General features: G+C 40.2%; 26 protein-coding genes and 3 tRNA genes. 18 read left to right on the forward strand and 11 right to left on the reverse strand.

From position 1 onward, the window contains the following. Positions 1-25 precede the first annotated feature (25 nt). Positions 26-1,276 (reverse strand): class I SAM-dependent RNA methyltransferase, encoded by a 1,251-nt coding sequence (locus EHQ64_RS14560; RefSeq protein ID WP_135650393.1) that lies wholly within the window; start codon positions 1,274-1,276, stop codon positions 26-28. 54 nt (positions 1,277-1,330) lie between these two features. Here EHQ64_RS14560 and EHQ64_RS14565 point away from each other — a divergent pair. The 7 genes from EHQ64_RS14565 to EHQ64_RS14595 all read left to right on the forward strand — a co-directional run bounded on the left by EHQ64_RS14565 (position 1,331) and on the right by EHQ64_RS14595 (position 3,434). Further along, positions 1,331-1,416: transfer RNA gene (locus EHQ64_RS14565), tRNA-Ser, on the forward strand. 13 nt (positions 1,417-1,429) lie between these two features. After that, positions 1,430-1,518 (forward strand) — tRNA-Ser (locus EHQ64_RS14570). A 39-nt stretch (positions 1,519-1,557) separates the two neighbouring features. Next, positions 1,558-2,004 (forward strand): magnetosome magnetite crystal formation protein family, encoded by a 447-nt coding sequence (locus EHQ64_RS14575; protein WP_135650395.1) that lies wholly within the window; start codon positions 1,558-1,560, stop codon positions 2,002-2,004. Then, positions 1,958-2,389, forward strand: coding sequence for a hypothetical protein (locus EHQ64_RS14580; RefSeq protein WP_135650397.1), 432 nt, complete (start codon positions 1,958-1,960; stop codon positions 2,387-2,389). The genes EHQ64_RS14575 and EHQ64_RS14580 overlap by 47 nt, the downstream gene beginning before the upstream one ends. A 6-nt stretch (positions 2,390-2,395) precedes the next feature. Then, positions 2,396-2,472: transfer RNA gene (locus tag EHQ64_RS14585), tRNA-Arg, on the forward strand. A 322-nt stretch (positions 2,473-2,794) separates the two neighbouring features. After that, complete coding sequence (locus EHQ64_RS14590; protein ID WP_036089447.1) at positions 2,795-2,974, forward strand: hypothetical protein; 180 nt, start codon at positions 2,795-2,797, stop codon at positions 2,972-2,974. Next, positions 2,958-3,434, forward strand: a complete 477-nt coding sequence (locus EHQ64_RS14595; RefSeq protein ID WP_135650399.1) for a WbuC family cupin fold metalloprotein — start codon at positions 2,958-2,960, stop codon at positions 3,432-3,434. Before EHQ64_RS14590 ends, EHQ64_RS14595 begins: the two co-directional genes overlap by 17 nt. Positions 3,435-3,450: 16 nt before the next feature. Here the strand turns inward: EHQ64_RS14595 and EHQ64_RS20255 are convergent, their stop codons facing one another. After that, entirely contained in the window at positions 3,451-3,627 is a 177-nt protein-coding gene (locus EHQ64_RS20255) for a hypothetical protein (RefSeq protein WP_167882408.1), read from the reverse strand. Positions 3,628-3,836: 209 nt separating this feature from the next. On the opposite strand from EHQ64_RS20255, the gene EHQ64_RS14600 reads away from it, so the two are divergent. After that, entirely contained in the window at positions 3,837-4,115 is a 279-nt protein-coding gene (locus tag EHQ64_RS14600) for a hypothetical protein (protein ID WP_135650401.1), read from the forward strand. Positions 4,116-4,134: 19 nt separating this feature from the next. Further along, a complete protein-coding gene (locus EHQ64_RS14605; protein WP_135650403.1) occupies positions 4,135-4,845 on the forward strand; it encodes a lysophospholipid acyltransferase family protein in 711 nt (236 codons plus the stop codon). On the opposite strand, the gene dapF is transcribed toward EHQ64_RS14605, so the two are convergent. Further along, positions 4,842-5,711 carry a diaminopimelate epimerase gene (gene dapF / locus EHQ64_RS14610; protein ID WP_135650405.1) on the reverse strand — a complete coding sequence of 290 codons (870 nt, stop codon included), beginning with the start codon at positions 5,709-5,711 and terminating at the stop codon, positions 4,842-4,844. The two genes, EHQ64_RS14605 and dapF, sit on opposite strands and share 4 nt — an antisense overlap. Before the next feature lie 154 nt (positions 5,712-5,865). Here dapF and EHQ64_RS14615 point away from each other — a divergent pair, with 154 nt between their 5' ends. Further along, positions 5,866-6,726, forward strand: a complete 861-nt coding sequence (locus tag EHQ64_RS14615; protein ID WP_135650407.1) for a class I SAM-dependent methyltransferase — start codon at positions 5,866-5,868, stop codon at positions 6,724-6,726. Positions 6,727-6,728: 2 nt separating this feature from the next. Here EHQ64_RS14615 and EHQ64_RS14620 read toward each other — a convergent pair whose 3' ends face one another. After that, on the reverse strand, positions 6,729-7,481 hold the full coding sequence (locus tag EHQ64_RS14620; RefSeq protein ID WP_135650409.1) for an HAD family hydrolase: 753 nt from the start codon (positions 7,479-7,481) through the stop codon (positions 6,729-6,731). Between the two features lie 92 nt (positions 7,482-7,573). Here EHQ64_RS14620 and EHQ64_RS14625 point away from each other — a divergent pair, with 92 nt between their 5' ends. From EHQ64_RS14625 to EHQ64_RS14635, 3 genes are all read left to right on the forward strand, one after another. Continuing rightward, positions 7,574-9,178 carry an NAD(P)-binding protein gene (locus EHQ64_RS14625; RefSeq protein WP_135650411.1) on the forward strand — a complete coding sequence of 535 codons (1,605 nt, stop codon included), beginning with the start codon at positions 7,574-7,576 and terminating at the stop codon, positions 9,176-9,178. Then, positions 9,178-10,320, forward strand: coding sequence for a hypothetical protein (locus EHQ64_RS14630; protein ID WP_135650413.1), 1,143 nt, complete (start codon positions 9,178-9,180; stop codon positions 10,318-10,320). The genes EHQ64_RS14625 and EHQ64_RS14630 overlap by 1 nt, the downstream gene beginning before the upstream one ends. 100 nt (positions 10,321-10,420) lie before the next feature. Continuing rightward, positions 10,421-10,792: a VOC family protein gene (locus EHQ64_RS14635; RefSeq protein WP_100708606.1), complete on the forward strand. Its 372-nt coding sequence runs from the start codon at positions 10,421-10,423 to the stop codon at positions 10,790-10,792. Between the two features lie 92 nt (positions 10,793-10,884). Here EHQ64_RS14635 and EHQ64_RS14640 read toward each other — a convergent pair whose 3' ends face one another. Both EHQ64_RS14640 and EHQ64_RS14645 read right to left on the reverse strand, forming a co-directional pair. After that, the gene (locus EHQ64_RS14640) at positions 10,885-11,085 is read right to left on the reverse strand and encodes a hypothetical protein (protein ID WP_135650415.1); all 201 of its coding nucleotides are present in this window, start codon (positions 11,083-11,085) and stop codon (positions 10,885-10,887) included. Between the two features lie 69 nt (positions 11,086-11,154). Beyond that, positions 11,155-11,877 (reverse strand): LIC10067 family putative lipoprotein, encoded by a 723-nt coding sequence (locus EHQ64_RS14645; protein WP_135650417.1) that lies wholly within the window; start codon positions 11,875-11,877, stop codon positions 11,155-11,157. Between the two features lie 123 nt (positions 11,878-12,000). Between EHQ64_RS14645 and EHQ64_RS14650 the strand changes: the two genes are divergently transcribed. Together EHQ64_RS14650 and dcd are read left to right on the forward strand one after the other, a co-directional pair. Further along, positions 12,001-12,774 (forward strand): enoyl-CoA hydratase/isomerase family protein, encoded by a 774-nt coding sequence (locus EHQ64_RS14650; RefSeq protein ID WP_135650419.1) that lies wholly within the window; start codon positions 12,001-12,003, stop codon positions 12,772-12,774. Positions 12,775-12,844: 70 nt separating this feature from the next. Beyond that, on the forward strand, positions 12,845-13,375 hold the full coding sequence (gene dcd, locus EHQ64_RS14655) for a dCTP deaminase (protein WP_135650421.1): 531 nt from the start codon (positions 12,845-12,847) through the stop codon (positions 13,373-13,375). 6 nt (positions 13,376-13,381) lie between these two features. On the opposite strand, the gene EHQ64_RS14660 is transcribed toward dcd, so the two are convergent. From EHQ64_RS14660 to EHQ64_RS14670, 3 genes are all read right to left on the reverse strand, one after another. After that, positions 13,382-16,576 (reverse strand): SpoIIE family protein phosphatase, encoded by a 3,195-nt coding sequence (locus EHQ64_RS14660; protein ID WP_135650423.1) that lies wholly within the window; start codon positions 16,574-16,576, stop codon positions 13,382-13,384. Positions 16,577-16,753: 177 nt separating this feature from the next. Then, positions 16,754-17,680, reverse strand: a complete 927-nt coding sequence (locus EHQ64_RS14665) for a hypothetical protein (RefSeq protein ID WP_246048778.1) — start codon at positions 17,678-17,680, stop codon at positions 16,754-16,756. Then, positions 17,677-20,865 carry a SpoIIE family protein phosphatase gene (locus tag EHQ64_RS14670; RefSeq protein WP_135650425.1) on the reverse strand — a complete coding sequence of 1,063 codons (3,189 nt, stop codon included), beginning with the start codon at positions 20,863-20,865 and terminating at the stop codon, positions 17,677-17,679. Before EHQ64_RS14670 ends, EHQ64_RS14665 begins: the two co-directional genes overlap by 4 nt. A gap of 187 nt (positions 20,866-21,052) precedes the next feature. Between EHQ64_RS14670 and EHQ64_RS14675 the strand changes: the two genes are divergently transcribed. Together EHQ64_RS14675 and EHQ64_RS14680 are read left to right on the forward strand one after the other, a co-directional pair. Then, the gene (locus tag EHQ64_RS14675) at positions 21,053-22,366 is read left to right on the forward strand and encodes a dicarboxylate/amino acid:cation symporter (RefSeq protein WP_135650427.1); all 1,314 of its coding nucleotides are present in this window, start codon (positions 21,053-21,055) and stop codon (positions 22,364-22,366) included. An 8-nt stretch (positions 22,367-22,374) separates the two neighbouring features. Next, entirely contained in the window at positions 22,375-23,688 is a 1,314-nt protein-coding gene (locus EHQ64_RS14680) for an MATE family efflux transporter (protein WP_135650429.1), read from the forward strand. Here the strand turns inward: EHQ64_RS14680 and EHQ64_RS14685 are convergent. Next, complete coding sequence (locus EHQ64_RS14685) at positions 23,681-25,126, reverse strand: Vgb family protein (protein WP_135650431.1); 1,446 nt, start codon at positions 25,124-25,126, stop codon at positions 23,681-23,683. The two genes, EHQ64_RS14680 and EHQ64_RS14685, sit on opposite strands and share 8 nt — an antisense overlap. Beyond that, entirely contained in the window at positions 25,123-26,067 is a 945-nt protein-coding gene (locus tag EHQ64_RS14690) for a site-2 protease family protein (RefSeq protein ID WP_135650433.1), read from the reverse strand. The genes EHQ64_RS14685 and EHQ64_RS14690 overlap by 4 nt, the downstream gene beginning before the upstream one ends. A 152-nt stretch (positions 26,068-26,219) precedes the next feature. Between EHQ64_RS14690 and cysE the strand changes: the two genes are divergently transcribed. Continuing rightward, a complete protein-coding gene (cysE, locus tag EHQ64_RS14695) occupies positions 26,220-26,933 on the forward strand; it encodes a serine O-acetyltransferase (protein WP_135650435.1) in 714 nt (237 codons plus the stop codon). Positions 26,934-27,000 lie beyond the last annotated feature (67 nt).

The raw sequence follows: 27,000 nt of genomic DNA on the forward strand, positions 1-27,000 counted from the left end.
CGATCTCTATACTGAAAGTAAAAAATCAGAGATCCAACAGTACCAAAACTTCGAAATGTTGCGTTCTGGGAAAAAAGTCCGTTAAGACGATTTCCTTTAGACGATAGCCTACATCTCTCAAAACTCCTAAATCTCTGGCCAAGGTAGAATGATTGCAACTGGAGTAAATAATCCGAGCAGGCTTACTTCTTTCAAAAAAGTTAAGAAGAGAAGAAGAAGCTCCGGCCCTAGGAGGATTCAAAATACAAAGTTTCGCAGAAGAAGAATGTAAATCTTTAGGCAAAGCAGAATTCAAATCTAAAGAATGAAATTCCAGATGAGAATAACCCGCCTTCTTCGCATTTTTGCCCGCAGCAAGAACGGAAGATTTGGATAGCTCATAACCGGATAAACGTTTTACCAAGGAAGCAACCGACAAACTGATTAGACCAGCTCCTGAATAAAATTCCAAAACGGAACCAATGTCTTTAGGGATCCAAGATCGGATCTGAATCATCCAATCCTCTAAAAGAAAACGATTCACTTGGGTAAACCCTTCCGCAGGAATAGACCATTCTATTTTTTCCGAAAGATAAGGCCCGAGTTTCATCTCCTGCTTATCATATTCTAAAATTTCTCCGGAAGAAAAACGAAGCCTCCAATCTCCTTTCTTGGAAAAAGATGTACGTTTCTCCAAATTTTCACGGATGTATTCGTTCATCTCCAGAGGAAGATGTTTGCAACCTTCTTTCGGAAAAGAAACGAGAGAGTTGGAATTCTCCCGATAAAAACCGGCCTTGGTTTTTCCTTTTTCAAATCCGATTTTGATCTGAGCAGTATTTCGATAAGCATCGGGAGAAGAAGCAAGGGTCGAAATTTTTGGAATTTCAGAAGAAGGAAATTTGGAAACATGAAGGATCGCTTCCGCAAGAAGGGATTTTTTGATCTTCAACTCTTCCTCATATGGAATATGTCTGTAGGAACAACCACCACATTCAGGAAACGCAGAACAATCCGAAACGATCCTAAGAGAAGAAGAAACTTCTTCCGAAACAACTGTTCCCCAAATCAGTTTAGAATTTTCTTTATCGATCCTGATACGGACTTTCTCTCCCGGAATTCCTCCCTTTACAAAAACGGTTTTATTCTCCGCATGAGAAATCGAAGTTCCAAGATTCGCCCATTTCTCCAGGACCAATCCTGAAATTTCTCTCGAAGTAGAATTTTCATTTTTGGAAATTCCAAGTTTCTTCCTTCGGAATTCGGATCTCTTAGGACGGTTCTTTTCCGTACTCATAGGTAAATCACCTTGACAGGGTCCCCCATCTTGTCAGTAAAGTAATCCTTAACCGGAGAAGTGGCCGAGTGGTTTAAGGCAGCGGTCTTGAAAACCGTCGTGGGTAACTCCCACCGTGGGTTCGAATCCTACCTTCTCCGTTGGAACACTGCTGGAGATGTGCCTGAGTGGCTTAAAGGAGCAGTTTGCTAAACTGTCGTATGGGGTAACCTGTACCCAGGGTTCGAATCCCTGCGTCTCCGAAAGTTCCAAACTCTCCGCTGACCCCGAGAAGTAAGAAGATGTCTGACCAGAGATTCAACACCCGGGAATTCCTGGAAGAGACTAAACGATTATTAGAAGGGGATGATTATCCCAATCTATTCGCAGCAATTTCTTACATTCCATTTTTAGGATGGGTCATTCCTTGGTTTTTTAGAAAAAAACAGGAAATTTGTAAATTCCATGCACTCCAAGCGATCAAATTAAATATAGGATTCGTATTCTTATACTTGATAGTTTGGTTCTTAAGAGAGTTTCCGATTTTAAGCACCATCTTAAAATGGATCCATGCGAATCCTGTAGTAACCGACTTTATCAGCTATGTCGCATGGGTTGCATTACTCGGTTATGGAATTTTAGGAGCCTTGCAAGCATACCAAGGCAAATTGTTCGTATTACCATTATTCCCGGAAATAGAGAATGAAGTTCGAAAAATACTCAGCAAAATTAGAGGAACTCAAGGCTAAGGCCTGGACTTTTCTCTCTCCTTACTGGAACCAAACAAAGTCATTTATAGATACGGAAAGGTTCAGAGTTTATCTGGTAACTCTACCTCTATTTGGGAATTGGCTTTTAGGATTTAGTTTTTATTCCGGAGAAGCGGAAGTTTATAAACACGCGAAACTCGCCTTCTTAAACGTTCTATATTTCATCGCATTCTTAGTTTTGTCCTGGTTTCTTTCCTTTATCCCTGTCGCTGGACCTTGGCTTGCAAACATTGCCCATTTAGCGGGAGTGATTATCTATCTAGGCCTATCCGGTTTCCTGCTATACAATTACACCAAGGGAAAAAAACTGGTCCCGAAACTTCCTCAAGAGCATTTAACTCTCTTGGAAAAGAAACTTTTTTAATCATCCGCGCCCATAGCTCAGCTGAATAGAGCGTCTGACTACGGATCAGAAGGTCGGAGGTTTGAATCCTTCTGGGCGCACCACTTACTCATTCATATCTATACTAGATCATTTGGGCGGATCCCGCTTCGCGGGACCGCGCCCTACGCTTCAATTTGCAGAGCGCCAAAACATTCTTCCGAATATTATAAAATACAAAAGTATAAACTTTTAGCGCATCGCAAGATTTCCGCTACGGTCGCTTCCGCTTTCATAAGCCGAAATTTCTCCGTTTTCTTCTCCTTAGAAACTCTGACATTATGTCCCTTAAAAGCTTGGAAAATATTCTAAATTTTGTTTCAGAAAACTTGACTTTAATACTGAGTCTCAAAAACGATAGTTATAGAAAGAGAGATCGGGACCTGAATGGAAAAGTGCCATTGCGCTCAAATCACATTTGAAAAAATCGTAGAGACTGCTAAACAACAAGGACAAGACTATCGCGAAGTAGTAAAAGCTTGCGGAGCTGCAGATACTTGCACAGCCTGCAAAGATTACTTAATCGCGTATTGCGAGCAGCATCTACAACTTGTCTCGGCCGGATAAACAACTCATCGATCAGGAGTTATTCGAAAAACTCCTTCCACTCGCTTCCTCTTCCGCAAGAGGAAGAACCAATCATAATTTCCATGAACTTGAAGAGCCTTACCAAAGGTTTCTGAACGTACTCACAAAAGATACCTATGTCCAAGCGCACCGGCATAGAAATCCTCCTAAGCCGGAAACATTTTTAGTCCTGAAAGGAAGACTAGGCTTCGTATTATTCGAAGAAGACGGGACAGTCAGAGAAAAACATCTCCTTAGTTCCGAAGGACCTGTGTACGGGATCGATATCAGTCCGGGAGTCTATCATACTCTGGTATGCCTCTCCGAAACCTGTATCTGCTTCGAAGGCAAATCAGGTCCTTACGATCCAAAGACCGATAAAGAGTTCGCGGCTTGGGCTCCACCGGAAAACAGCGATGGGAAAACCGAATATTTGGATTTTCTCAGATCTCTTTTCTAAACCCTAAACTTTACGTTCAAGGTTCCTGATCGAAAATATCCTCGTACAATTCCCGGATCTTCTTCAGATTTCTTCCTGGTGGGGAAGGAAATGGAATGATCCTACCTAAATTTTTCGCCGTACCGGTTTCTTTTTGTTCTTCCGATTCTTTATGATTATGTCTGTTTAAAGGGGGGAGATTCTCTCTCTCCATAAATAATACCTTCGGAAAATCGAAGTCCCAAATTCAGTGACATTCGCCGGAAAATTTAAAAAGCGTACAAAGAAAATCCGGTTTGAAATTTACGAAAACTGTTGCCATAGTATTTTCCCAGGCAAACATGCGAATGGTTTGAAAGGATTTTGCTTTTTAGCGATTCCGATCGATCTTATTCGAACTTCCCCTTAACGGAAAGGAACAGTATGCCTGAATTCGACCAAATAGATCTATTCAACTATGCCGCTTACGGCAATGAAGACGATCCTCAATGGGACGATATACGTAATTATATTCGCTCTAACACCAACGCTTCCAAGGAATACGAAGAGATCAAAAAAAATCTCTCCAATGTCCAACCGAAACGGAAACAAAAAGATTTCGGAAGACCAAGACAGGAAGTAAAATCCTCCGACGGCAATCCGAACTCCGGAAATACCGGAGAACAAAACAAAAAATGGTGGAGCGTTTTCTTAGGAGAATAGTCGCAAGGCAGGTTGCACCGTGGAGAAAGAAGCAAAGACATATCTTCGGATCAAAAATTTCGTAGCGCCATTCATCGGATTAGCGGTGAACATCAGCGCATACGGAACGGAGAATATAGTTCCGAACGGAAAGCTGATCTTAACCTGCAACCATAGATCCGATATGGATCCTTTTATTCTTTCTTATACCTTCCCTAGATTTATTTCCTGGATCGCTGCCGAGTACACTTTCAGGATTCCGATCTTCAGAGACCTCGCAAAAATCGCAGGCGGGATCCCGATGTCTATCGATGGAAATATTTCTATCGGTTCTATCAAGATGATCCAACAGGTTTTCAAAAAGGGAGAGACTCTAGGTATTTTTCCGGAAGGCCATGACTATATGGTCAAAAATGATTTTAAATCCGGAATGGTAAACTTTCACTCAGGCTTTGCTGCATTCTCTATTCGGAACAAAGTAGATATTCTACCTTCAGTGATCATCCCAGTCGAAGAAACTTATTCGGATATTCCGATCCCACCTATTGTTCGAAGCTTTATGGGAATGCCAAAAGAAGTCTGCGAGATCAAGAAAAGATCGATCTATAAAAAAGTAAAAGTGATCTACGGAGAGAAAATAGATCATAGAGAATTTCTTTCCGGTACTTTAGAAGAGAATATGAAACAACTCTCCGATGTAGTTAGAAGTAGAATGATCGCACTGCAAGAAGGGCAGTACGCGGAAGCTTAGACTTCCACGACTCCGCTAAATACTTCGGTTGCAGGTCCGGTCATAAGGACATGTCCGTTATCCAGCAATTGAACTCTTAAAGTTCCCCCTCTTAGATCGATACGAACATCTTTTCCTGTTTTACCGTTCAAGTGAGACGCAGTCATCACTGCACACGCTCCCGTTCCGCAAGCAAGAGTTTCTCCAGCACCCCTTTCCCAAGTTCTTTGGTAGAGATGATCTTTTCCTCTCAGGGAAACAAACTCCACATTCACTCTTCGAGGAAATAATTCAGTATGATTCTCGATCAAGGGTCCGATCTCTCGAACAGGAAATTGATCAGGATCTTCTACATAAATAATACAATGAGGATTTCCCATACTCACGGCGCTGAACTTCAAATTGTAGGAAGAATAACCTGGGAGTTTACTTAAAAAAGAGAGAGGTTGTTCCAAAATAGGATTTTCATTTTCCCATTTCACAGGAACAAGAGAAGGAATTAAGATCGGCTTTCCCATATCTACGGAAACCTGTTCCACTTTTCCACTGCCGTTTACTTTTAGATCCAGCTCAAGGATCCCGGCACCTGTTTCTATCTTAGGTTGTTTTTTAGTAGTAAGGCCATGATCAAAAACGTATTTGCCTACGCAACGGATCCCATTTCCACACATCTCGGAAGAAGAACCATCCGCATTGTACATATCCATTTGGAAATCGCCTTTTTCGGATGCACGAATGAAAATGACTCCATCTCCACCTATCCCGAAATTACGATCGGAAAGTTTTTGGATCTGCTCCGGACTTAAACGTAGATCATCCTTGGTAGCATCCACATATACGTAATCGTTCCCGATACCTTCCATTTTGGTAAAATGTACTTTAGCCAAACATAACTCCTTATAAAACCTAAGAGGATAGTTCCATGCTTCCAATCGGAGCTTCCCTGGAAAATCTAAAAAGGCCTGAACTAGCTTCGTTTTTTACTGGAATTTAGAGACTGAAACCGAAGGATAAACTATCAACTAAAACGGAAACTTCTCTTTGAACCAGACCTGCTATCTCTGCGGAAGCCAGAAAAACAAAACCTTATTCGTCGAAAACGGGATCCCAATCGTACGTTGTTTAAACTGCACTCATGCATTCTCCACATACGAACAAGACGAACATTATGAAGGATACTGGGACGACGAAACCGGTTATGATTTAGACTGGTGGGATGTAGCTCATAGAGAGATCTATAAAGACTTCGTAGGCAAATTTTTGTCCGCTCCTAAGGGAAGGATTTTGGACGTAGGCTGCGGCCTAGGATTCTTTGTTAAAACCGTAGGAACATCCAGACCTGGTTGGGAAGCGATCGGATACGAGATCTCTGAAAAGGCCGTAAAATTCGCTAGAGAGAAAAACGGTCTGAAACAAGTATTTCCAGGGATCGTCCAAGACAGTGGATTGCCTCAGGAAAGTTTCGATATCATTACTCTTTGGGACGTGATCGAACATATCCCTAAACCTCATAGCCTCATCCAATATCTGTTCGGCCTTTTAAAACCAGGCGGATTCTTATTCGTTCAAACTCCGAACTTCCCAGTACAACTATTCAAAGCGAATTTGAAAGTCGCCCTGAAAGGAATGCAAGAAGGCGGGCATTATTTAGAGGCAAAAGATCATATTAACGATTATACGGAAAAAACCCTTGGACTTCTGGCAGAACAGTGCGGATTTTCTTCCGTAGAGTTTTCGATCTTAAAACCGATCGCTTCCGTATCCGGAATTTCTGGTCCGAAAGCGAAACTAGGAGTCTTCGCAAAGAAGGCTTTCTATTACGGAACCTTGATCCTTTGGTATCTGACTTTCAAACAGGTGAATCTGAATCTTACACTGTTTGCTTTGTTAAAGAAGAAGTGATCTTAAAGAACGATCCCTTTTTCCAAACTTAAGATATAATTCAAAGCGGATATTAAATCGGGAGATTCCCAATATTCTTTTCCGCCCAAAGTTTTCTTTTCTAAAAACGATTTTTGCTTTTTAGAAGAGATCGGAGTTTGTAGATGAAAGGATTCTAATCCGAAGGAAATCCCACCCTTAATATCATCTTCTAAAGAATCTCCGATAATATAAGATTTTTTCGGATCTGCACCTGCTAAAGCTTTATTAAAGATCAAAGGAGAAGGTTTCTCCGCTCCTGATTCTTCAGAAGTCACTAATCTATACTTGATATCCTTTGGAAATAATACGGATAATTTTAAAACCTGAGTGCGTAAGGATTCATTAGTGATCAGAACCAGATCTTGGACTTCTTGTAATTCTTTTAGTAAAGAAAGGATCCTCTTGAATTCGGAAGAATATTTCTTTTTCCAATCCTTGATCCCTTGTAGAAAAAATCCGAAATAAGCAGAATCCAATTTTAAAACAAAACTCGGATCAACTGCTCCGAATAATACTTCGGACATTTTTTTGAAGTATAAGATCCTAAGACGATTTACCGGATTTCCCGGGAGTTCTTTTTTTACTTCTGCTCGAACCTGATCATAAGTCTTTTTGAATTCTTTAGAGGAAGAGAATCCAAGATCTTTTGCCTTTTTTTCAAGTCCTCGGATCGTAAACTCATAGATCCCACTAGAATCAAAGACCGTATTATCCAAATCCAAAAGAACTGCCATAACTCTAGGATTCTCGACGCGATCGGAAAGCAAAGGAAATTTCTTTTTCTTGCGTCTTCTACCGCTCTGACTATTCTACGACCCGTTCATTTATGTCGGAAGATCGATTTTCCAGAAGAGTATTTCTAACCGCTCTCTCAATATCAGCGGCTCTTATAAGCTTAGGATCTTATTTTAGATTCAAAAAGAGAAAGATAGAAGGAAGTATTTTAGGACCGGATCGGGAAACAGGTCATAGGCTTAGACAAGCAAGGAGCAATTTTTCTCCACAAGGTCGGATCAAAACCAAGGTCCTCATAGCAGGCGCAGGTATTTCCGGATTATCTTCCGGCTATTATTTGTCTCAATTCGGGATCCAAGATTATTTGATCTTAGATCTGGAGAATTCTGTAGGAGGAAATTCTAGATACTCCGAAACGGATTCTTTGAAATATCCATGGGGAGCACATTATCTTCCTCAACCGGGACCCGAATCCGTTTTAGTTCGTAAATTTTTAGATGAGAATGGGTTGGTCGAAGGTAAAGATTCGAAAGGAAATCCAATCTATCCGGAAAAATATCTCTGCTTTGATCCCGAAGAAAGATTATTCTATCAAGGAAGATGGCAGTCAGGTCTCGTTCCTAGAAGAAGCGGAGAACCTGACGAACAAGAATTATTATTTCGTAAAATTATAAACTCTTGGCAAAATAAGATCGGAAGAGACGGGCTAAAAGCATTCTGTATTCCGATAGATCGATCTTCTAGAGATCCTGAGATCCTAAAATTAGATAAGATCTCATTCTCCGATTATTTAAAAGCATCCGGCATTAAATCCACTGAAATCCTATGGTATGCGGATTACTGCGCGAGGGACGATTACGGTGGGAATTCCGACAATATCTCCGCCTGGGCCGGCATTCATTATTTCTGTTCGAGATTGAGAGAAGAAGAAGACTCTCCTCCAGTTCTTACTTGGCCGGAAGGAAACGGCTTCTTGTTAGAACTCCTACAAAAACCTTCTATAGAAAAGATAAAAACCTCTACTCTCGTAGAAAGAATACGTCTTGTTTCGGGTAAATGGGAAATCAACGCATACGATGTTAAAGAAAAGAAGGACTTACTCATAGAGGCAGAGCAGGTCATCTACGCACTTCCATCTTTTACTAGAAAATATATCCTGGGGGAAACGGATCCTTTTCTGCAAAAGTTGGAATATTCTCCTTGGTTGGTCGCAAACCTATTCGTGGACGAACTTCCTCAAGGAAAGGGTCATCCGCCGGCCTGGGAAAACGTAATCTATAAAAGCAAATCTCTTGGATACGTGGTTTCAACTCATCAAGATCTAAGAGCATTAAGGCCCCAATCTGTTCTTACTTATTACATGGCATTCGGAGAGAAAGATACCTTGGCTTCAAGAAGGTCAATGCTTCCAAAAACTTGGGGGAACTGGAAAGAAGAGATATTAGCCGATCTCAAACGCCCTCACCCAAATATAGAAAGTTTAGTTTCCAGAGTCGATATCATGACTCATGCACATGCAATGATCCGTCCAGTCCCAGGATTTTTATGGGGAGGGGAAAGAGAGAAACTTTCAAAATCCGAATCGGGCCTTCATTTCGCACATTGTGACCTAAGCGGCATTTCCATTTTTGAAGAAGCCTTGTATAGAGGATTTGAAGCTTCTAAAAAAGTCCAAGCCTCTATTAAAAAGATCTAATGAACAAATCGGATCAAAAACAGAGTTGGATCATTTCTAGGAGTTTCGATCTTTCCTGGTTCATCTCTCCCGGTTTAATCGCAGTCGTTTTAGTATTAGCGGCTGATTTTTTTGGATTTCCTAACAATATTTCTCACGGATCTTCCAGAACTTCAGGGAATGCTCTTCCTCCTTGGCTCTGGTTATTATTAATTCCCGGAGTAGATGTTTCTCATGTCTATTCTACGATCTTCCGAGCTTACTTGGATAAAGAAGTTTGGAATCGAAAAAAAGTATTATTAGCCCTGACACCGGTCCTATGTTTCGTTGGGGCCTTGGTCCTATACTCTTTCGGAAAATTGTTTTTCTGGGGAGTAATGGCTTATCTTGCAGTATTTCATTTTATCCGACAACAATACGGTTTTTTAAGTTTATACGCGAGAGCAGAAAAAGGTAGAGAAAGATTTTCATTCATTTGGGATAAGATCTTCTTATACCTGATCACAGGCTTACCCGTTTTGTATTGGCATGTAGCTCCGGAAGGAAGACAATTCGAATGGTTCATGGAAGGTGACTTTTATCAATTTCCGAATCGAATAATCGCCTCTCTAACACATCTTACATTTTGGATCTGCATTCTAATATACTCATGTATTCAAGCCTATTTGGTTCTTAAGAAGGAGACAATTTCAACTGGTAAGTTACTTCTACTATTCAATACCGCCTGCGTTTGGTATGTCGGCATAGTATTGTTAAACGATGATTTTGCGTTCACTCTCACAAATGTGATAAATCATGGGATCCCATATATGGCGCTTGTATTCGCATATGCGGATTTTAGAAAAGATCAGCTACCTTCTTCCTTATATTATTCTTTTAAAAGAGGGGCTCTGGCCATTCTACCCTTTGTACTTCTACTTTTAGCATTCGCCTTTTCTGAAGAATGGTTATGGGATAGTTTTGTATGGAGAGAACATCCCAATCTATTCGGAAATGTTTCCGTAATAAAGGCAGAACTAGGCATCGGACTCGAAGGGATCTTGGTCCCGATCTTCTTCCTACCTCAATTCACACATTATATATTGGATGGATTCCTTTGGAAGGGAGGAAAAGAGAACTCCGAGCTGGTAGGCTTTTTAGGCCTTAGAGATTCAAACTCATAAAGCCGTTCCGGACTTGAAAAACGGGCATCCTACGGTTTTCCGATAGACAAGCACGGTTTTCATCTCATAATGACGAAAAAGGAAAACAGGATCTACCTCAATGATCATCGTAGAAGGAATCGATTATATTGTAATACCTACCGGAGATATAGAAGCTTCCGTAAAATTCTATTCCGAGCTATTCGATTTTGAAACGATCGAAGAGAAAGGAAATGAATTCGCGATCATCGGTTTGGATTCTGTGAACATTAAACTCCTCAATACCAACGGAGTAAAAAGTTCTTTAACCGAAGTAAAGTCCCCAGTATTAAGTTTCGTTCTGGATGTGGATGATTTTACCGAGGCAATCGTAGAACTCGAGTCTAAGTCCGTTCAAATCGTAAGAGGACCAGAAACAAGAGACGGTGGGGAATTCCTACATTTCTTGGATCCATCCGGAAACATTCTAGAAATCAATTATAAAGAAGATTAATAAGATCTCGAAACTACGAGTATCTAAAAGAAAAGCCCTCGAATTCGAGGGCTTTTTTGTTTTAAAGGGCTATCCGTATTGGAGCCCAAAGTTCAGGAAACTTTATCGACGAAGGCTCCCCTCGTTTTATAAATATCACCTGCATAGCTAGGGTTCATAGCTTTTTGATCAAATACTTCAGCCTGTTTGTTCTCGTAAGGTTTATTAGGAATTCCTTCCACCTTAGGCATCTTACGAGGATCGGAAGAAGCTTTTTCAGCAAGTCCGAGATATATAGCGGTTATCGTAGACATTCAGTAATTCCTCCACTCCGATCCTAATCCAAACCGGCGAATAAACCAAGTATTTTTTTAACCTATCAATTAAGGAAAAGATACCGTACAGTCCCCTTTTCCGGCCGTTACGAACATCTGCACAGTATAATAGCTGGAGAAGGTTAAAGTAGGCTCGAAAACCCAGGTATTCGTATTCGAAATAGTTCCTACATCGGTCCTTCCACAGGTTTTCGAAAACTTGGAATAGGTCAGGTATGTATCACATGCAATTTTTACGTTGGTTGGACCCTCAGGATTCAGATCGATCCGCAATGCCTTGGTCCCGGTTTGTCCGGTAATCTCGAATGTTTTTGAGTCCGGATAGGATACCCCAAGCTCTTCTCCATACAGATTATCGAAAGATTTATAACAATCCACGTAGAATGTTCTGCCATAGCAGTTTGTGGCCGAATCCCCATTGCTTGCATCACAATTGGTAGGACCATCCTTAGTAACGAATAATGTCCCGGTAGAAGCTCCCGCAGGAACAGTGGTAATGATTTCAGTGCTAGTAGCACTCAAAACATTGGCCGAGATACCGTTAAATTTAACCGTAGTTAAGCTTACATCCGCGGAAAAAAGACGACCCTTGATCGTTACAGTGGTCCCGGGATTAGAACCGATTGGAGGGGACCCACTTGGAGGATCGATTTCTGTGATCACAGGATTTCCCAATCCAAGTTGTGTAGCTAAATCCGAGTTCTTACTGTTGGAACAATTAAATGAGAAAGCTACCGTGAATAAGATAAGAATTAGAATCTGAAATCGCATTTTTTCTTTAACCTAGAACCGCTCTCATAGAACGCTTTTGCTTGCCGTTTTTAAAAAACGGAAGAATCTACCCAATTATCGGAAAAATTAAGATCATCCGGAAAGATTTTTTAGAAGGTATATATGAGCGAAACGGTTCTTTATTCTATCGAAGATTATACTTGTATAATTGCTTTAAATCGACCCGAAAAACGAAATGCGATCTCCAAGGATTTACTTTTTCAGCTTATGTCCCATATTGAAGCTGCTAAAAAAAATCCTAAGATCAGAGCTTTAGTACTCACGGGAGAAGGATCCGTATTCTGTGCAGGAGCAGATCTCAAAGAAAGAGCAGATATGTCCGAGAAAGAAGTACATCAATTCTTGGATTCAGTCGGAAAATGTTTCCTAACTTTAGAGAATCTTCCCTTCCCAACGATCGCTGCTCTCGATGGAGATGCATATGGCGGCGGTTTGGAGATGGCCTTATGTTGTGATTTTATTTTAATGAGTAGCGAAGCAAAAGTCGGATTAACTGAAACAGGTTTAGGAATTATTCCCGGTGCAGGTGGAACCCAAAGACTTCCGAGAAGAATAGGAAAGACAAAAGCATTAGAACTTATTTTAACCGCATCAGTTATCAATGCACAAACCGCGTTAGAGATCCAACTTGCAAATTCAGTTTGGCATGACTCTGCGCTCATGGCAGCAAAAAAACTAGCGGTCCTGCTTTCCGAAAAAGCACCTATCTCTTTGCGTTTAGCAAAAGAGGCAATCAAGGAAGGAGAAGGGAAAAATATAAAAGACGCCTTAAAGATAGAAAGGAAACATTATAATAAAACATTAAAGACGGAAGATAGAATAGAAGCCTTAAAAGCATTTAAGGAAAAAAGAAAACCTGAATTTAAAGGAAGATAAGGGTCCGAAAAAGGGAGGCGAGACGTAGCCGGGACCCAAAAATTGACAAAACAAGGAAGCAGCGAAACGAATGATTCTAACGGGTACGGAAATTAAAAAAAGATTGGAAAAGGATATCATCATCGATCCCTATTCCGATACCAGATTAAACCCAAACTCTTATAATCTTCGTCTTCATAACGAATTGGTTCGTTATACTGAGACACCATTGGATATGAAAAAATCCAATCCTTCCGAAAAGCTGATCATTCCTGAATCCGGTCTTCTTCTACAACCTGGAGTTTTATACCTGGGGCGAACCTTAGAACACACCGAAACCCATAATCTAGTTCCAATGTTAGAAGGACGTTCTTCGATCGGACGCTTGGGAATGTATGTGCATGTAACCGCAGGGTTCGGTGACGTAGGTTTCAAAGGTTTCTGGACTCTCGAAATCTCTGTAATCCAACCTTTAGTGATCTATCCGAACGTTGAGATTTGCCAGATCTTCTACCATACAGTAGAAGGAGATATTACGGAATATAAATCAGGCAAATACCAAGGCAACAAAGGGATCCAAACCTCTATGTTGTACAAAGATTTTGAGAACGGAAAGTATTGACCTCTGTTAAGTGGTCTTTCTATCTCTTTCAATCAGCCTTACTAACTTCTGAGCATTCTCGTCTTCCGGATCTTTTTCCAGAGCAAGTTTTGCGTATTCTAACGCTAATTCGAATTGTTCCGTTTGGCGATATAGATCCGAAAGATTGATCAGATTCATAGGATTATCCGGTTGGAGTTCCTCCATCCTTTTCGCAGCAAGGATCGCCTCATCCATTCTCCCGATGCGTCTATTCGCAAGAGAAAGATAATACCAATATTCTACTAGGTCAGGGTCAGCGCCTAAGTACTTATTCAATACTTCTACTGCTTTTCCATAATTCTTTCCTTTAAAACTAAGCAGTCCTAAAAGTTTTGTAACCTTTGTATTTTGAGGATCGGATTTGTATAAACCTTCTAGAGCGCCTAATGCTTCGCTCAAACGGCCGCCCATATAATCTTCTTTTGCTTTTTTATAGATATATTTCCAATCGAAAGGATCCGAAATTTCGTCTTCATCATTATCTTTAATGGGAGAAGCTACAGGAGAATATTCGATACGAAGAAGGGAAAGGTCGTCGGTTAATTCTCCTACTTTTAGGATTTCCTCTTCCATCCTTTCTAGATCACCTTGGCCTTTCTCCACCATTTGTAGGAAGAGCATCTCGTCTTCATTGATTGTCCTGATTTCTTTTTCAGGAGTGAGATCCAGATCGTCCTTACCGTCCGAACCAATGATCAATACATCTCCCGGTTCCAATCTGCCAGTGTGAACTTTAAATTCGTATTCAGAATCTAAACCGATCTTTCTAAGAGTGAGTCCAGTCTCTAAGAACCCGGCTCTTCCATCTCTATACATCACAGAGAAAGGATGTTCTGCGTTGAAATACCAAAATTTTCCGGTTTCATCTTCAACTAATATAAACGTTCCGGAAATAACCATGGATCCGTTAAAGGATTTAAAGACGGATTGCATCTCTTTATAAATTTCAGTCAGCCATTCGGACGGAGTAGTATCCAATACACGGTCATTTGCTGCAGATCTCGCTAAGATAGAGTTGATCACAACTCCCATGACCAAGGAACCTCCGGCACCCTGCATGGATTTACCCATCGCGTCCCCGTTCATTGCGAAAGTATAACGTTTAAAATCAGGTTCTTTTCCGAGGCGAAGATTTCCGGAAACACAAAGGTCTCCTCCTAAATCCGCACGTTTCCCCTTAAACTCGAACTGTTTCTTTTGGCGGAGAATAAAGTCCGTACTAACTTTAGTGGACTTGTTCGCATTATAGAAAAGAGGTTTTGCTAACAATGAAGTTAGGAAGTAGTCTCCGTCCTGCTGCACTTTGAGGCGTTGGAGTTCCTCTATTTTCTCCGAAAGTTCTCTCGTTCTTTCTCTTACCTTAGTTGCCAAATGTTCCGCGTAGTCTTGGAGTTCTCCTCTCGCCTTGCGAATCGAGGTCACCATGTTATTGAAGGAATCGGATAGAAAACCGATCTCATCCTTCAAGTCTACCTTCACTTCCACATCCAAGGCTCCTAGGTTTACTTTTTCTACCCCGGATAATAATCGGTTCAAAGGAGAGATCAAACTTTGGCGGAAGAACAATGGGAATACGAAGAATACTACGACTAATACGAGCCCAAGGATCAAAGTCTGTTTTGCAGCGGTGGGGTGCATGAACTCGCGGTATTTACGATAGGAATAACCTACTTCGCTAACCACGTCCTTGTTTACATCATAGTTGATATAGGTTACGAAATGTTGGTGCTCATCTAAACTTTTTCTATAATGTCTATATAAGGCAGGCTGGAATGGACGGAAATATAGTAGGACTTCTTCTTTTAGATGGCCTATCAGAAGATCTTTTCCACCAAAAGTACAACCACCGTCCTTCTCCTTCCATTTTTGAAGAAGATGTTCTTTAAAAGGAATTACTTTGCGATTCCCGACTCCTTTCAGATAATTCCGACCATCTATACAAAACTCTTTCGGGAAAATATAATCCAACTTATTCGAAGTAACAAAGACAGCGGTGTTCAAACTGATAATATCATCGAATAATTTTGCTTTTAGTTCCTTTCCCTCAAGGTTTGGGTTCTCATCTAAAAATCTAAGAATGAATGCACGATACCCGCTAAAATATTCGTGTGTATCTTTTAAGTTCTTCTTTACCGCTTCCCTAAAACCTTTTTCCTCAAGAAGTTTTAAATGTTCGAAGATAATCGTATTCTTAAAGTCTATCTCCAATTGAGGAAGACGAAGATCATACTGATTATCGTAGCGAGAATAGTCTACGTTCTTCGCTCCACCTTCCCATTGAACGATATAGAGCATTTCCGGGATTTGTTTTCCCCCTTCCAAAGCTCTCGCCATATTTACAATACTTTTGGTATCGTACTCCGATTCCTTATCCTGATTGGAGATGAATACGAGAGCCTGCATGATCAACATCAAGGTTACGAAAGTAATTCCTACGATCTTGACCATGAAGGTAGTTTTTTCTTCGCTGAAGTTTAGAAAAATAACTAGGATCAAAAAGATCCCTAATGTCATTAGAAGAACGATAGAAGTGAGATAAGTAGAACGTTCTATCCAACCATCTCGGCTCAGAATATTTGTTAGCGCCGGGACCACACCACCGGCAAGCAGGGCCCCCATAAAACCGCCGATCGCAAACCGGATCCTTCCTTTCGTTTTAGTCATTCGATAGATCGGAATGATCAAAAAGGAAATAAGAACGAATAAACCGATCAGAACAGCGATGATAGAAGAAGCCTTTTCCGCATTAAAGTCCCAATGGTGAGCGGTAAAGTGAAACTTCTTAGGCGAACTAAGAGTAACGTAATAGAAATAGGAAATCCCGATTGCAGCAGTTGCATACATCCCGATCAAAAGATTTCGATTTAGTTTTGGATTCGCGTTTTGAGGATAACGAGCTAAGAATTGGCCCAAGTGAATTAAGGCGGGAAGAATAAAACCTACAGTTAGCCATCTATGATATGCAGCAGTTGGGTTGTATAAGAATGCCGCAAAAAAATAACCGGAACAGAAGAAGGAAAAGAACAAAGCCCCAAGAGCCAGATGCAAAGTGCTGGAAGATTTCTCATTTAAAAAAAGAAAGAATAAGGAGGTGCACAAAAAGGCAAGGATCGACAACAAACTCCCGAAGGAGTAATAGTTGAGTAGAATATCGTTTTGCAAGATTGAAGAAATTTCCATATGAGAAAAGAATCGATCCTAACTTCGATTTGGTGGATCGAATTCGGGCTGTTCGCTCCAGAAGTTATAAACTTATAAATGGATTATATTAAAGCTCGAACCAATCAGATCAAATCAAAAAAGAAATTCGAGGAAAGTCCACCCTTTTGTATAACAGGTAGAATATAAAAAACAAGCTTAAAGCTTTTCTATCTCTTGGATTTTCAAAAAAGAATTCACAGGATAGACTGAATAAGGCCCCGGTAACACCCAACCTTGTAGGATCTTATTCCAATCCTTTCTCTGGAGTTTATTCAGAATTCTTAGAATTGAATCCGTGTTCAAAATTTCAGCAGAGGCTACCTGCTTTAAGAAAGATTTATATCCTTCGTACCCTAATTCTTTATGCAAAATGAACTGCGTACGGACAGACTTGGAATAAAACCAAGGCCCAAGACTAGGATTACTCTGATGAAAGTCTTGGGACAAAGGTGGATCCAGTTTTGGGATCGGTTCTGATAAAGTCCATTCTTCCATTACAGATTGGAGTTCGTCAGGATCTAATTTCAAATACCCTCTTTTAGAAAGTAAGTATGGAAGATAAGAAACAATCCCTTCACTTAACCAAGCAGGTTCCGTAAAATAATAATGCCCCAATTCGTGCAGTAGTAAAGCGGGATAGCCGGGAGGAACAAGGCCGATCTCCATAAAGATACCGAGATCTTTTCCTAACTCTCCGGAGACATTATTATATCCTCCAACCCTGGTCCCGTTAAGAAGAACTGCTTCCTTCAATACTAAACGAATTTTATCTTTTTCTGAAGATGGAAGAGTTTTAAAGATCGGAGAAGATGCTTGTTGGAATGTAATCCCTAAATAAGACTCATATGCGTCTAAAACCTTTTTCGTTTTTTCAGATGCATACTTATCCCATTCTTTGAAATCGGTTTCGTTGCGAATAACTAGTTTAACTTCTCCTCCTCTTAATCGAAGGGAGAAGTTTGCCTCGCCGTTTCTTGTCTGCTTTTTATTCGATTGAGAGAATACTGAAGAGACCCCAAATAAAACTAGGATACAAATCCCGAATAAAACCCATTTGGCTTTATCGGAAAATATTCTTATCAACGATCTCTCTCTATCAATCGGATCAGTTTATGAGCGTTCTCATTTCCCGGTTCTTTTTGAAGGATTTTTCGGGCATATTCTTCCGCTCTATCATACATTTCCATCAATCTGTAAATGTCCGAAAGATTCACGAGATTGGACATATTGTTCGGATCTATCTCTAACAGTTTCAAACTTGCAGTCAAAGCCTGATCATATTTTCCCATCTTCTTATTCGCAATGGAAAGATAGAACCAGTACTCGTGAAGATCAGGATCGGCCCCGAGATAATTATTTAGAACTTCTACAGCTGTACTGTAATCTTTTCCTTTAAAGCTCAAAAGACCCAAAAGTTTATTCAACCTTTGATTTGCACTATCGTGCATGTAGCCTGTTTTTAAAAGATCTAATGCCTCGTCCAAGCGACCGATTTTGTACATCTTCTTCGCTTCTTCGTAGACCGAATCCGTATTTAATGCTTTGTCGATATGATCAGAGGATTCGAAAATTTCTTCGATCTCGTCACTTTTAGGTTCACCCTGGAATTCTATTTTCAAAAGAGAAAGGTCATCCGTTAATTCGCCTGTTTTTCGGATCTCAATCTCTATATCTTCCAAATTTGATTTAGCATTCTCAACGTGTCTAAGAAATAACATCTCGTCTTCGTTGATCGTACGGATCGTTTCATCAGGAGTTAGGTCCACATCGTCTCGGCCGTCCGAGCCTAATATGATAATATCACCTTTTTTTAATTGGAAACTTCTGACTTTGAACTCGAACTCTGAATCCAATCCCAATTTTCTAAGAGTTAACCCGTCTTCGATAAAACTTGCTTTTCCATCTCTATATAAAACGGAATACGGGTGCTCAGCATTGAAATACCAACATTTCCCTGTTTCATCTTCTATCAAATATAGAGAGGCGGAGATTACCATGGATCCGTTAAATGATTTGAATACGGAGTGGATCTCATTATAAATTTCAGTTAACCATTGTTCAGGGGTTACATCTAAGATCCTGTTATTAGCTGCAGAGCGAGCCAAAATGGAGTTCATAACAACCCCCATTACCAACGCTCCACCTGCACCCTGCATGGATTTACCCATCGCATCCCCGTTCATGGAAAGTGTGTAACGTTTGAAGGAATCCGGGCGGCCTAATCTAAGATTTCCGGTGACGCAAATATCTCCACCCAGATCGGAATGTTTTCCTCTGAACTCGAATTGTTTCTTCTGACGTATGATGAAATTTGTAGTAACTAATTTGGATTTATTCGCATTATAGAATAATGGCTTCGCTAATAAAGAAGTTAAGAAATAATCCCCGTCCTGCTGAACTTTGAGGCGTTGGACTTCCTCCATCTTTTCTTGAACTTCTCTAGTTCTTTCTCGAACCTTCTCCTCCAAGTTTTCTGCATAATCTTGGAGCTCTCTTCGAGCTTGTTTGATAGATGCCACCATCGCATTGAATGAATCCGCTAAGAATCCGATCTCGTCTCTGACCTTTACCGGAACGACTACATCCAAATCTCCCTTGTTTACCTTTTCCACCCCGGAAAGAAGGCTATTCAAAGGATCCACTAAGCTGTTCTTAAAGAAGAGAGGGAATAACGCTAATACGATGAAAATTACTGCGAGCAAGATCCCGGTTTGTTTCACAGCAGTTGGGTGCATGAATTCGCGATACACTCTATAAGAGAACCCTACTTCGCTCATCTGGCTTTTATCGGGCTGGTATTTCATGAAAGCAACGTAATGGTGTAAACCATCTTTGCTTCTTCTGTAGTGACGAGTTTCACTCGGTTTAAAATATCTGAAGTATGTTAAGACCTCGGAACGTAGTTTTGCTTGGTCTAATTCTTTTCCGTTCCAGCGGCAACCTTCTGTCGTCCAATGGGAAAAAATTTCTTCCTTAAAACCAAATTCAGAATCTTTTAAGCCGCTAATAAAATCTCTTTCTTTGCTACAATTAGATCCGCCAATGACTGCTTCGAATTTGTTTGTAGCAACGAAAGCCTGTTTATTCCATTCTTCTGCTTTTTCTAAGATCTTCTTCTTTAGTTCCGCATCAGGAAGATTTATATTTTCGTTGGATAATTTTATGATAAAACGTTTATAAGCTCCGAAATAATTATGAGCGTGACCTAAAACGGTAATTAAGGATTTTCTAAAATCTTCTTCCTTTAGATTCCGGATTTCTTCGTAAATAGTTACGTTTTGTAAATCGGCTTCGATCTGCTTTAGATCCAATTCTTTTGCAGGATCATATTCGGAAGAATTCAAATTTTCTTTCGGATCTTCCCAATGGAATACATACTCTATATCGCTGGATTTTACCCCGTTCTCCAAGGCTCTTTCGATATTTACCATTCGTAAACTATCGTATTCTGCGTCCTTCTCTTGACTGGAAATATAAACGAGCGCCTGCATGATCAAACAGATCGTAAATAGAGTAATCCCTACGATCTTAACCATGAATGTAGTACGTTCTGCGCTATTATTGATGAATGCGATTACTAAGAAAGAGAACGCTGTGAGAAATAGGATTACGTTCGAAGTCATGTAGGTCGAACGTTCCATCACTCCGTCTCTGCTGAGAATATTGGAGATATTCGGATAAATCGCTGCGATCAAAAATCCTATATTAAACATCAAAAGAGCAATTCTTCTCTTATCCTTAGTGATCAGAACTCTCCATGTAGGAATTATAATAAAACCTACAATGGAGAAGATCCCAATCAGGATTGCTAAGTATCGGCTCACATCATATGCATTGAAATCCCAATGATGTGCAGTGAAGTGATAGATCTTTTCGGATATAAAGGTAAAATATATAAAGAACGCTACCATGACCGTAGCGGCGCTATATTCTGCGATCAGCACCCATTTTGCGATCCTTTGGTTACTGTTCCCTGGAAAACGAAGTAAGAATTGTGTATAATGAGCTAAAGCGAATAATATGAATCCACCGGTCAGCCATCTATGATAGGCCGCAATTGGATGATATAAGAACGCAGCTAAAAAGTATCCTGTCTCGAAAACACCGAGAAGTATAAAGCCAATCCCAAGATGCGTAGTGGCAATCGTTCTATTCTTTAGGGTAAAAAAGAAAATCCCTAGGAAAATGGTGGTCAATGTGACCAATAAACTTCCGAACGAATAATAGTTAAATAGGACAAGGTCCCAAGAAATCGGATTTAACCCCATAAACTCCTGTCGGCAATTTCGGATACCGGCGGATCGAAACTGACATCAAGCCGAATCTATATTTTTGATCTACCTAGTCTTTAGTATCGTCTTCAGACAGGTAAAAAATCGGCTAAAGCCTTCACTATCATTTTGAAAAGGGAAAAATCAATAGAAAAATAAGAGTAAGCCTCCTATTCTGTCGAGTATGTCCGATTCCGAACAGAAAAGAATCCTACCGAAAACCATTCGATTTCTTCCTTTAGAAAAACTATGGTTCAGAGTTTTATTAGGTTTGGGTTCCGGACTGTTGGTGGGATTATATCTTAGCCCCGAAAATTCTTTCGTTAGTATAGAATATTCCAAACCGATCGCATCTTGGCTCGGCCTCCCTGGTCATTTTTTCCTGATCTTATTGCAGATCATCATGATACCACTCGTGTTTTGCTCCATCGTTTTAGGGATCCATGCAGGAGAGACCTTAGAGAATCTGAAAAGTTTTGGGCTAAAGGCATTTTTATATTTTGTATTCACCACCATAGTCGCTGTATCTATCGGGATCGGCTTAGCAAGTGTTGTCCGGCCTGGAACTTTCGTAGATGCTGCCGGAATTCCTAAGGCTCAAATTCCAAACAAGGTTTCCGAAGCTTCCGGCTCAATTTCAATAGATAAGATACCGGAATTGATCGTTTCAGTTCTTCCAAGAAATCCATTTCAAACATTTGCAACCGGAGATATGCTAGGTGTAGTATTACTTGCAGTTCTAGTTGGAATCGCACTTCTTTCTATCGAATCCGAAACCGCTTCTCATGTTCTTCCGGTATTCCAAGCGATATTTAAAACTAGTATGGTCTTTGTAGAATGGGCCATGAAAATCGCACCTTTTGCGGTATTCGGTTTGATCGCGCAAATCACCGTGAAAATCGGACTCAAAGTAATGTTAAGTTTAGGAGTTTATTTTTGCACCGTTTTAGGTGGATTAGTTTTAATTCTGTTCATGTATTCTCTCATTCTCATCTTAGTCGCGAAAAAAAGCCCGTTCTGGTTTTTTAAACAAGCAGGAGAAGTACAGCTACTAGCATTTTCAACATCTAGTTCCGCAGCAGTTCTACCTTTTACTCTTAGAACCGGGATTGAGAAGATGGGGGTCTCCAAAAAAATAGCGGAGTTCATTCTTCCTTTGGGTGCTACGGTAAATATGGATGGGACCGCTTTATACCAAGCGGTCGCTACCGTATTTCTTGCACAAGTGTATGGAATAGAATTAACTGCGATTAATCTCGTTTTCATCTTGCTTGCGACTGTGGTTGCTTCCATAGGAACACCGAGTACTCCCGGAGTCGGGATCGTAATTTTAGCTTCTATTCTAGCAGGTGTAGGAGTTCCAACAGAAGGAATAGGTATCATACTAGGAGTGGATCGTATCCTGGATATGTGCAGAACTACCGTAAACATTACAGGAGATCTTGTTGCCTGTAATGTATTTCAGAATATAGAAGATAAAAACAAACTTCGGATCTAAACTTCCTTTTGGAAAAAAAATTTCTCACTCTTACTTTCTATAATATAGTCGCGAACCTCACCGTTCCACTTACAGGACTCGCTGATACCGCAGTACTCGGGCAATTAGAAACTCACACATTCATGGCCGGGGTTGCATTATCTAATGTGTTATTTGATTATTTATTCTGGGGCTTTTCTTTCTTAAGAATGAGCACCACAGGTCTCACTGCTCAAGCAGAAGGAGACGAAAACAAAAAGGAATCTTTTCAGATCCTGATCAGATCTATGATATTGGGTGCCGGGATCGGCACATTCATATTGTTATGTATGAATTATATCGGAGAATTCGGCTTTTCCATTTTAGAAGGTGGGAAAGAAGTAAAATCCGCGGGCTTAGATTATTTTCAGGCTAGGATCATAAGCGCGCCTGCGACTCTTTGTAATTTCGTTTTAACAGGTTGGTTCTTAGGTAGATCTAAAAGTGGGACCGTTTTAGTAGCGACTGTAATTGCAAATCTAGTGAATATCTCTCTGAACTTTTGGTTCATTCTTATTTTAGATTGGAAAGCTTTCGGAGCAGGAATTGCGACTTCTATCAGCCAATATCTGATGTTAGCATTTTTCCTGATCTTATTGTTAAAAGAAAAAGATCAGTTTTTACATGTCCGACAGGAGATCCGAATTTTTTCTCTGAAAGGTTATATATCCTTACTTTCTTTGAATTCGGATATTATGATCCGGACATTGTTATTGATCACTACGTTCAGCTTATTTAGGAATTACAGCTCCGGTTTCGGCTCCGAATTTTTAGCGGCAAATGCAATTTTACACCAACTCATTTTGATCGGCGCTTTCTGGATAGATGGAGCTGCTATCGCAATGGAAACGGTCGCAGGAACTCTAAAAGGAAATGGAAACTCGGAAGGACTAAGAAAAATCCTAAAAATGGCGCTTGTTTCCGGATTCTTGATCTCTTTGTTCTTCTGCCTATTGATCCTTATTCCTTCTGATATATTATTCACACAATTCAGCAAATCCAAACCTGTAGTAGACCTTGCAAAAGAATACGCTCTTTGGATCGCTCCGGTATTACTCTTAGGATCTTTTGCATTTATTTTTGATGGCTTCTTTTTAGGGATCTCAGAAGGAAAAACACTTAGGAATTCAATGATCGTAAGTTCTTTAGTCTTCTTTCTGCCGATTGCATATTGGGGAAACTTAGAGAATAATAATCATATACTATGGCTTTCTCTGACTTCCTACATGTTAGGAAGAGCGATCACCTTGGGAGTGATCGCATACAATAGATATTTTAGAAATGTAGAAAGATCTATCAGTTAGAAGAAAGATCCGTGCCTTTAGGAAGAAGAGTGACTTCTATTTCGGCCGGAAGAGGCTTCCAAACTTCCGAATCCTTGGATTTAAACAGAATTGGAGAAGGTAAACTATTCCAAGCCTCACTTCTAAAAAGATCCACCATATCTTCCGATTTCTGATATGCACGAGATGATTCTATCTTCTCCGGTTTGATACTTGCCAAAGGCACCCAACCAAAGCTAGGTATATAGATATCCAAAGTATCTTTGAAGTTAGGATTCGAAGTTCCCGAAAAGACCAAACTTCTAACCGGACGAATGGGTAAACCAGAATCGAGTAGAGATTTTTTCAACCCATCCCAATCTGATCTAAATAATCTAGCATCGAAAATTTTATCTAAGAAATAATTCCCCGCTTTTTCTTTTACCACGACCCTATTCTTGGTAAATGCAGCTAAGTCAGTAGGAATCTCTTCCTTCTTCTTTAAAAAATCATCTATTACGTAATACCTGACATTGGTAGTTCTTGCTTCGAAATGATATTCTAATGTTTGAGGACCTTTCGGATCGTCTATGCCTAACTTTTTGGATAGAGCACGAACACCCATTACCATATCTCCTTTAAATTTAGGATCCTTTGTTTTCAGATTCCGGATCCTTTGGTGTTCAGTAGTGGGCGGAGGAAGTAATCCCAAAACTCCTCCTACAAGACTTGCTTCATCCAGAGAATATTTAATCTTAACATTGATCAGATAAGTAGCCTCTCCAGAAGAAAGGAATCGATCCGTTTCAACAAAGGAGATCTTCTTTACTTCTCGAGTCGTGCGATCTACTACATAGATCCTACTTCCTAAGATAGCGATTCCTCGAATATCTTTAGAAGGAGAACGAACGGAACCTGTGATCTTACCACTAGTTGGATCATATCTATATACGTTCCCATCCGAAGAATCCGTGATCCAAAGACTGTCTCTTGCAAAACAAATATCTTTAGGCTCAGATCTATCGGTTAAGAACCCACCGAAAAAGCTTTGTGTGCCCTTATCATATACGGAAACTTTCCCAGTGTCCGAATCTAGTATATATAGATAATTCTGAAAATTTGCGATCCCACCGATCTTATCGATCGGGACTTGGATCCTTTCAGTTACTCCGCCGGTATTCGGCTCTACCTTCAAAACGATCCGCTTACTTGCTACGAAAAGTTTTCCTTCTCTTGGATCGAAATTTAAGCCTGCAATAAATGGAATTCCTAGATTAAAGGCCTCCTGCCTTCCGGTAGGATCTACTTTTATGATCGCCCTTCTTTTACTATCCGCGAACCAAAAGTTTGTTCCATCATAGGAAAGACCGTATGGGCTTTCAGTTAATTGAATATCTACGTCGCCTTCTTCCTGAGAATCGATGGAAGCTGAAAATAATAGGAAAAGGATTAAGGAAATATTAAGGATCTTTTTTCTCATTTTGAAATCACATCTACTAGAAAGTTCCAAAGATCTTCTCCCAAACTTGTCCGCAAACCTGAAGAGGAAACTACAGTAATCGGAGAGATCGGGAAGATGAATACTAAAGATAGTAACATACTCCAACCGAATATCTTGCGAAATTTACCTAAGGGAAAAGAAGCATCCGGAACATAAGGATGTTCTACTTTAATAAGATAATAGATGAGTAATCCCCATAAGATCCACGAATAATTCCAAAGGGATAGTAACAGAAACGCTGAAAATAAATAATAGATCCATCTTCTATATTTTTCCCCCGCTAAGGAATATAAAACATGCCCTCCGTCCAACTGCCCGAAAGGTAATAAATTTAAAGCAGTGATCAAAAGCCCTACCCAACCTGCAAATGCAAGCGGGCCGTATTCCACAGTAAAAAGTTTAGGATCGAATGGACCCAAGATCTGCTGGGATAAAAAGTAAGTGAATATGCTATCACCAAAATGTATATCTACAAGTTCCGGATTCGAATGTAATAAGACGGATCTTTCGGCCAAGGGAACCAATTGAGAATTTTTTAGACCAATCCATAAACAAGGAATAGAAAGAACCAAACTCATTGCAGGTCCCCAAACTCCTATATCGAATAATTGGATTTTATCTCGGATCGCTTCCTTGATCTTAATAACAGCTCCCATTGTTCCAACAGGTGCAAGAGGTACAGGCAAAAAATAAGGAAGAGTGGTTCGGATCCCGTAGTATCTTGCCGCAAGATAATGACCCATCTCATGACAAAAAAGAATTCCTAATAATGAAAAGGAATAAGGAGATCGGGCCCTTAAAATTTCTGAGATAGTTGCCGAACTCAAAAAGGGAATCTGCAACGTTTCTCCCTGAAAGGTTAGAGTGAAAAAAGTTAGGATGAAAAGAAGGATATTCCATCCGTACGACGGTCTGCTCAATTTTTTGATCCGTTTCCTTCCATAATCTGTTTCCAATCGACTCTCAAAACGATTCCTCCTTTACATAAGCTTATACGATTTCAGCATGATTCCTATCCGGAAAAAACAATCTTCTTCTTCCGACCGTCTATACGAAGAACTGGGATAAACATTTGTTCGAAAACATCAAAGCGATTAAAAAAAACGATCCGGCGGCTAAATCTTATCTAGAAGTAGTCCTTTGTTATCCGGGCTTACACGCACTTTGGTTTCATTCAATAGCTCATTTTTTATATCGGATCAAAGTACCTTTATTTCCTAGAATCATCAATACTTTCGCACGATTTTTGACCGGGATCGATATCCATCCCGGAGCAAAAATTGAACCCGGAATTTTTATAGATCACGGACAAGGTGTAGTGATCGGAGAAACCGCAGAGATAGCAAAAGGTTGTTTGATCTTACAAGGAGTCACCTTGGGTGGAACCGGTAAGGAAAGTGGCAAAAGACACCCTACTTTAAAAGAAAACGTAGTAGTGGGTGCCGGCGCAAAAATTTTAGGAAATATTATAATCGAACATAATGTACGAATTGGAGCAGGTTCGGTTGTACTTAGAGATGTCCCTGCAGACTGCACTGTTGTAGGAGTTCCCGGAAAAGTAGTTAGATCCAAAGTGGATTTTGGAAAAGAAGGGGAAAGAATGTTGGATCACGGAGAACTTCCGGATCCTGTGGCGAGAGTATTCTCCATTTTGGTAGAAAAGATAGATACTCTCCAAAAGGAAGTAAACGAGCTTTATTCTCGCAGTAATCTAACTGAAAAGTACGCTGATAAAAAAAGCGACGATGATGAATTGAACGAGTTCATCCATGGCGGCGGGATCTAAATTTCTTCTAGAATTTTTTTGACAAACTGACCTTCTTTCTATTTCCTTTGGCTATATTCGTATCTGC

Origin of the sequence: Leptospira sarikeiensis, from assembly GCF_004769615.1 — a bacterium.
GTDB lineage: Bacteria > Spirochaetota > Leptospiria > Leptospirales > Leptospiraceae > Leptospira_B > Leptospira_B sarikeiensis.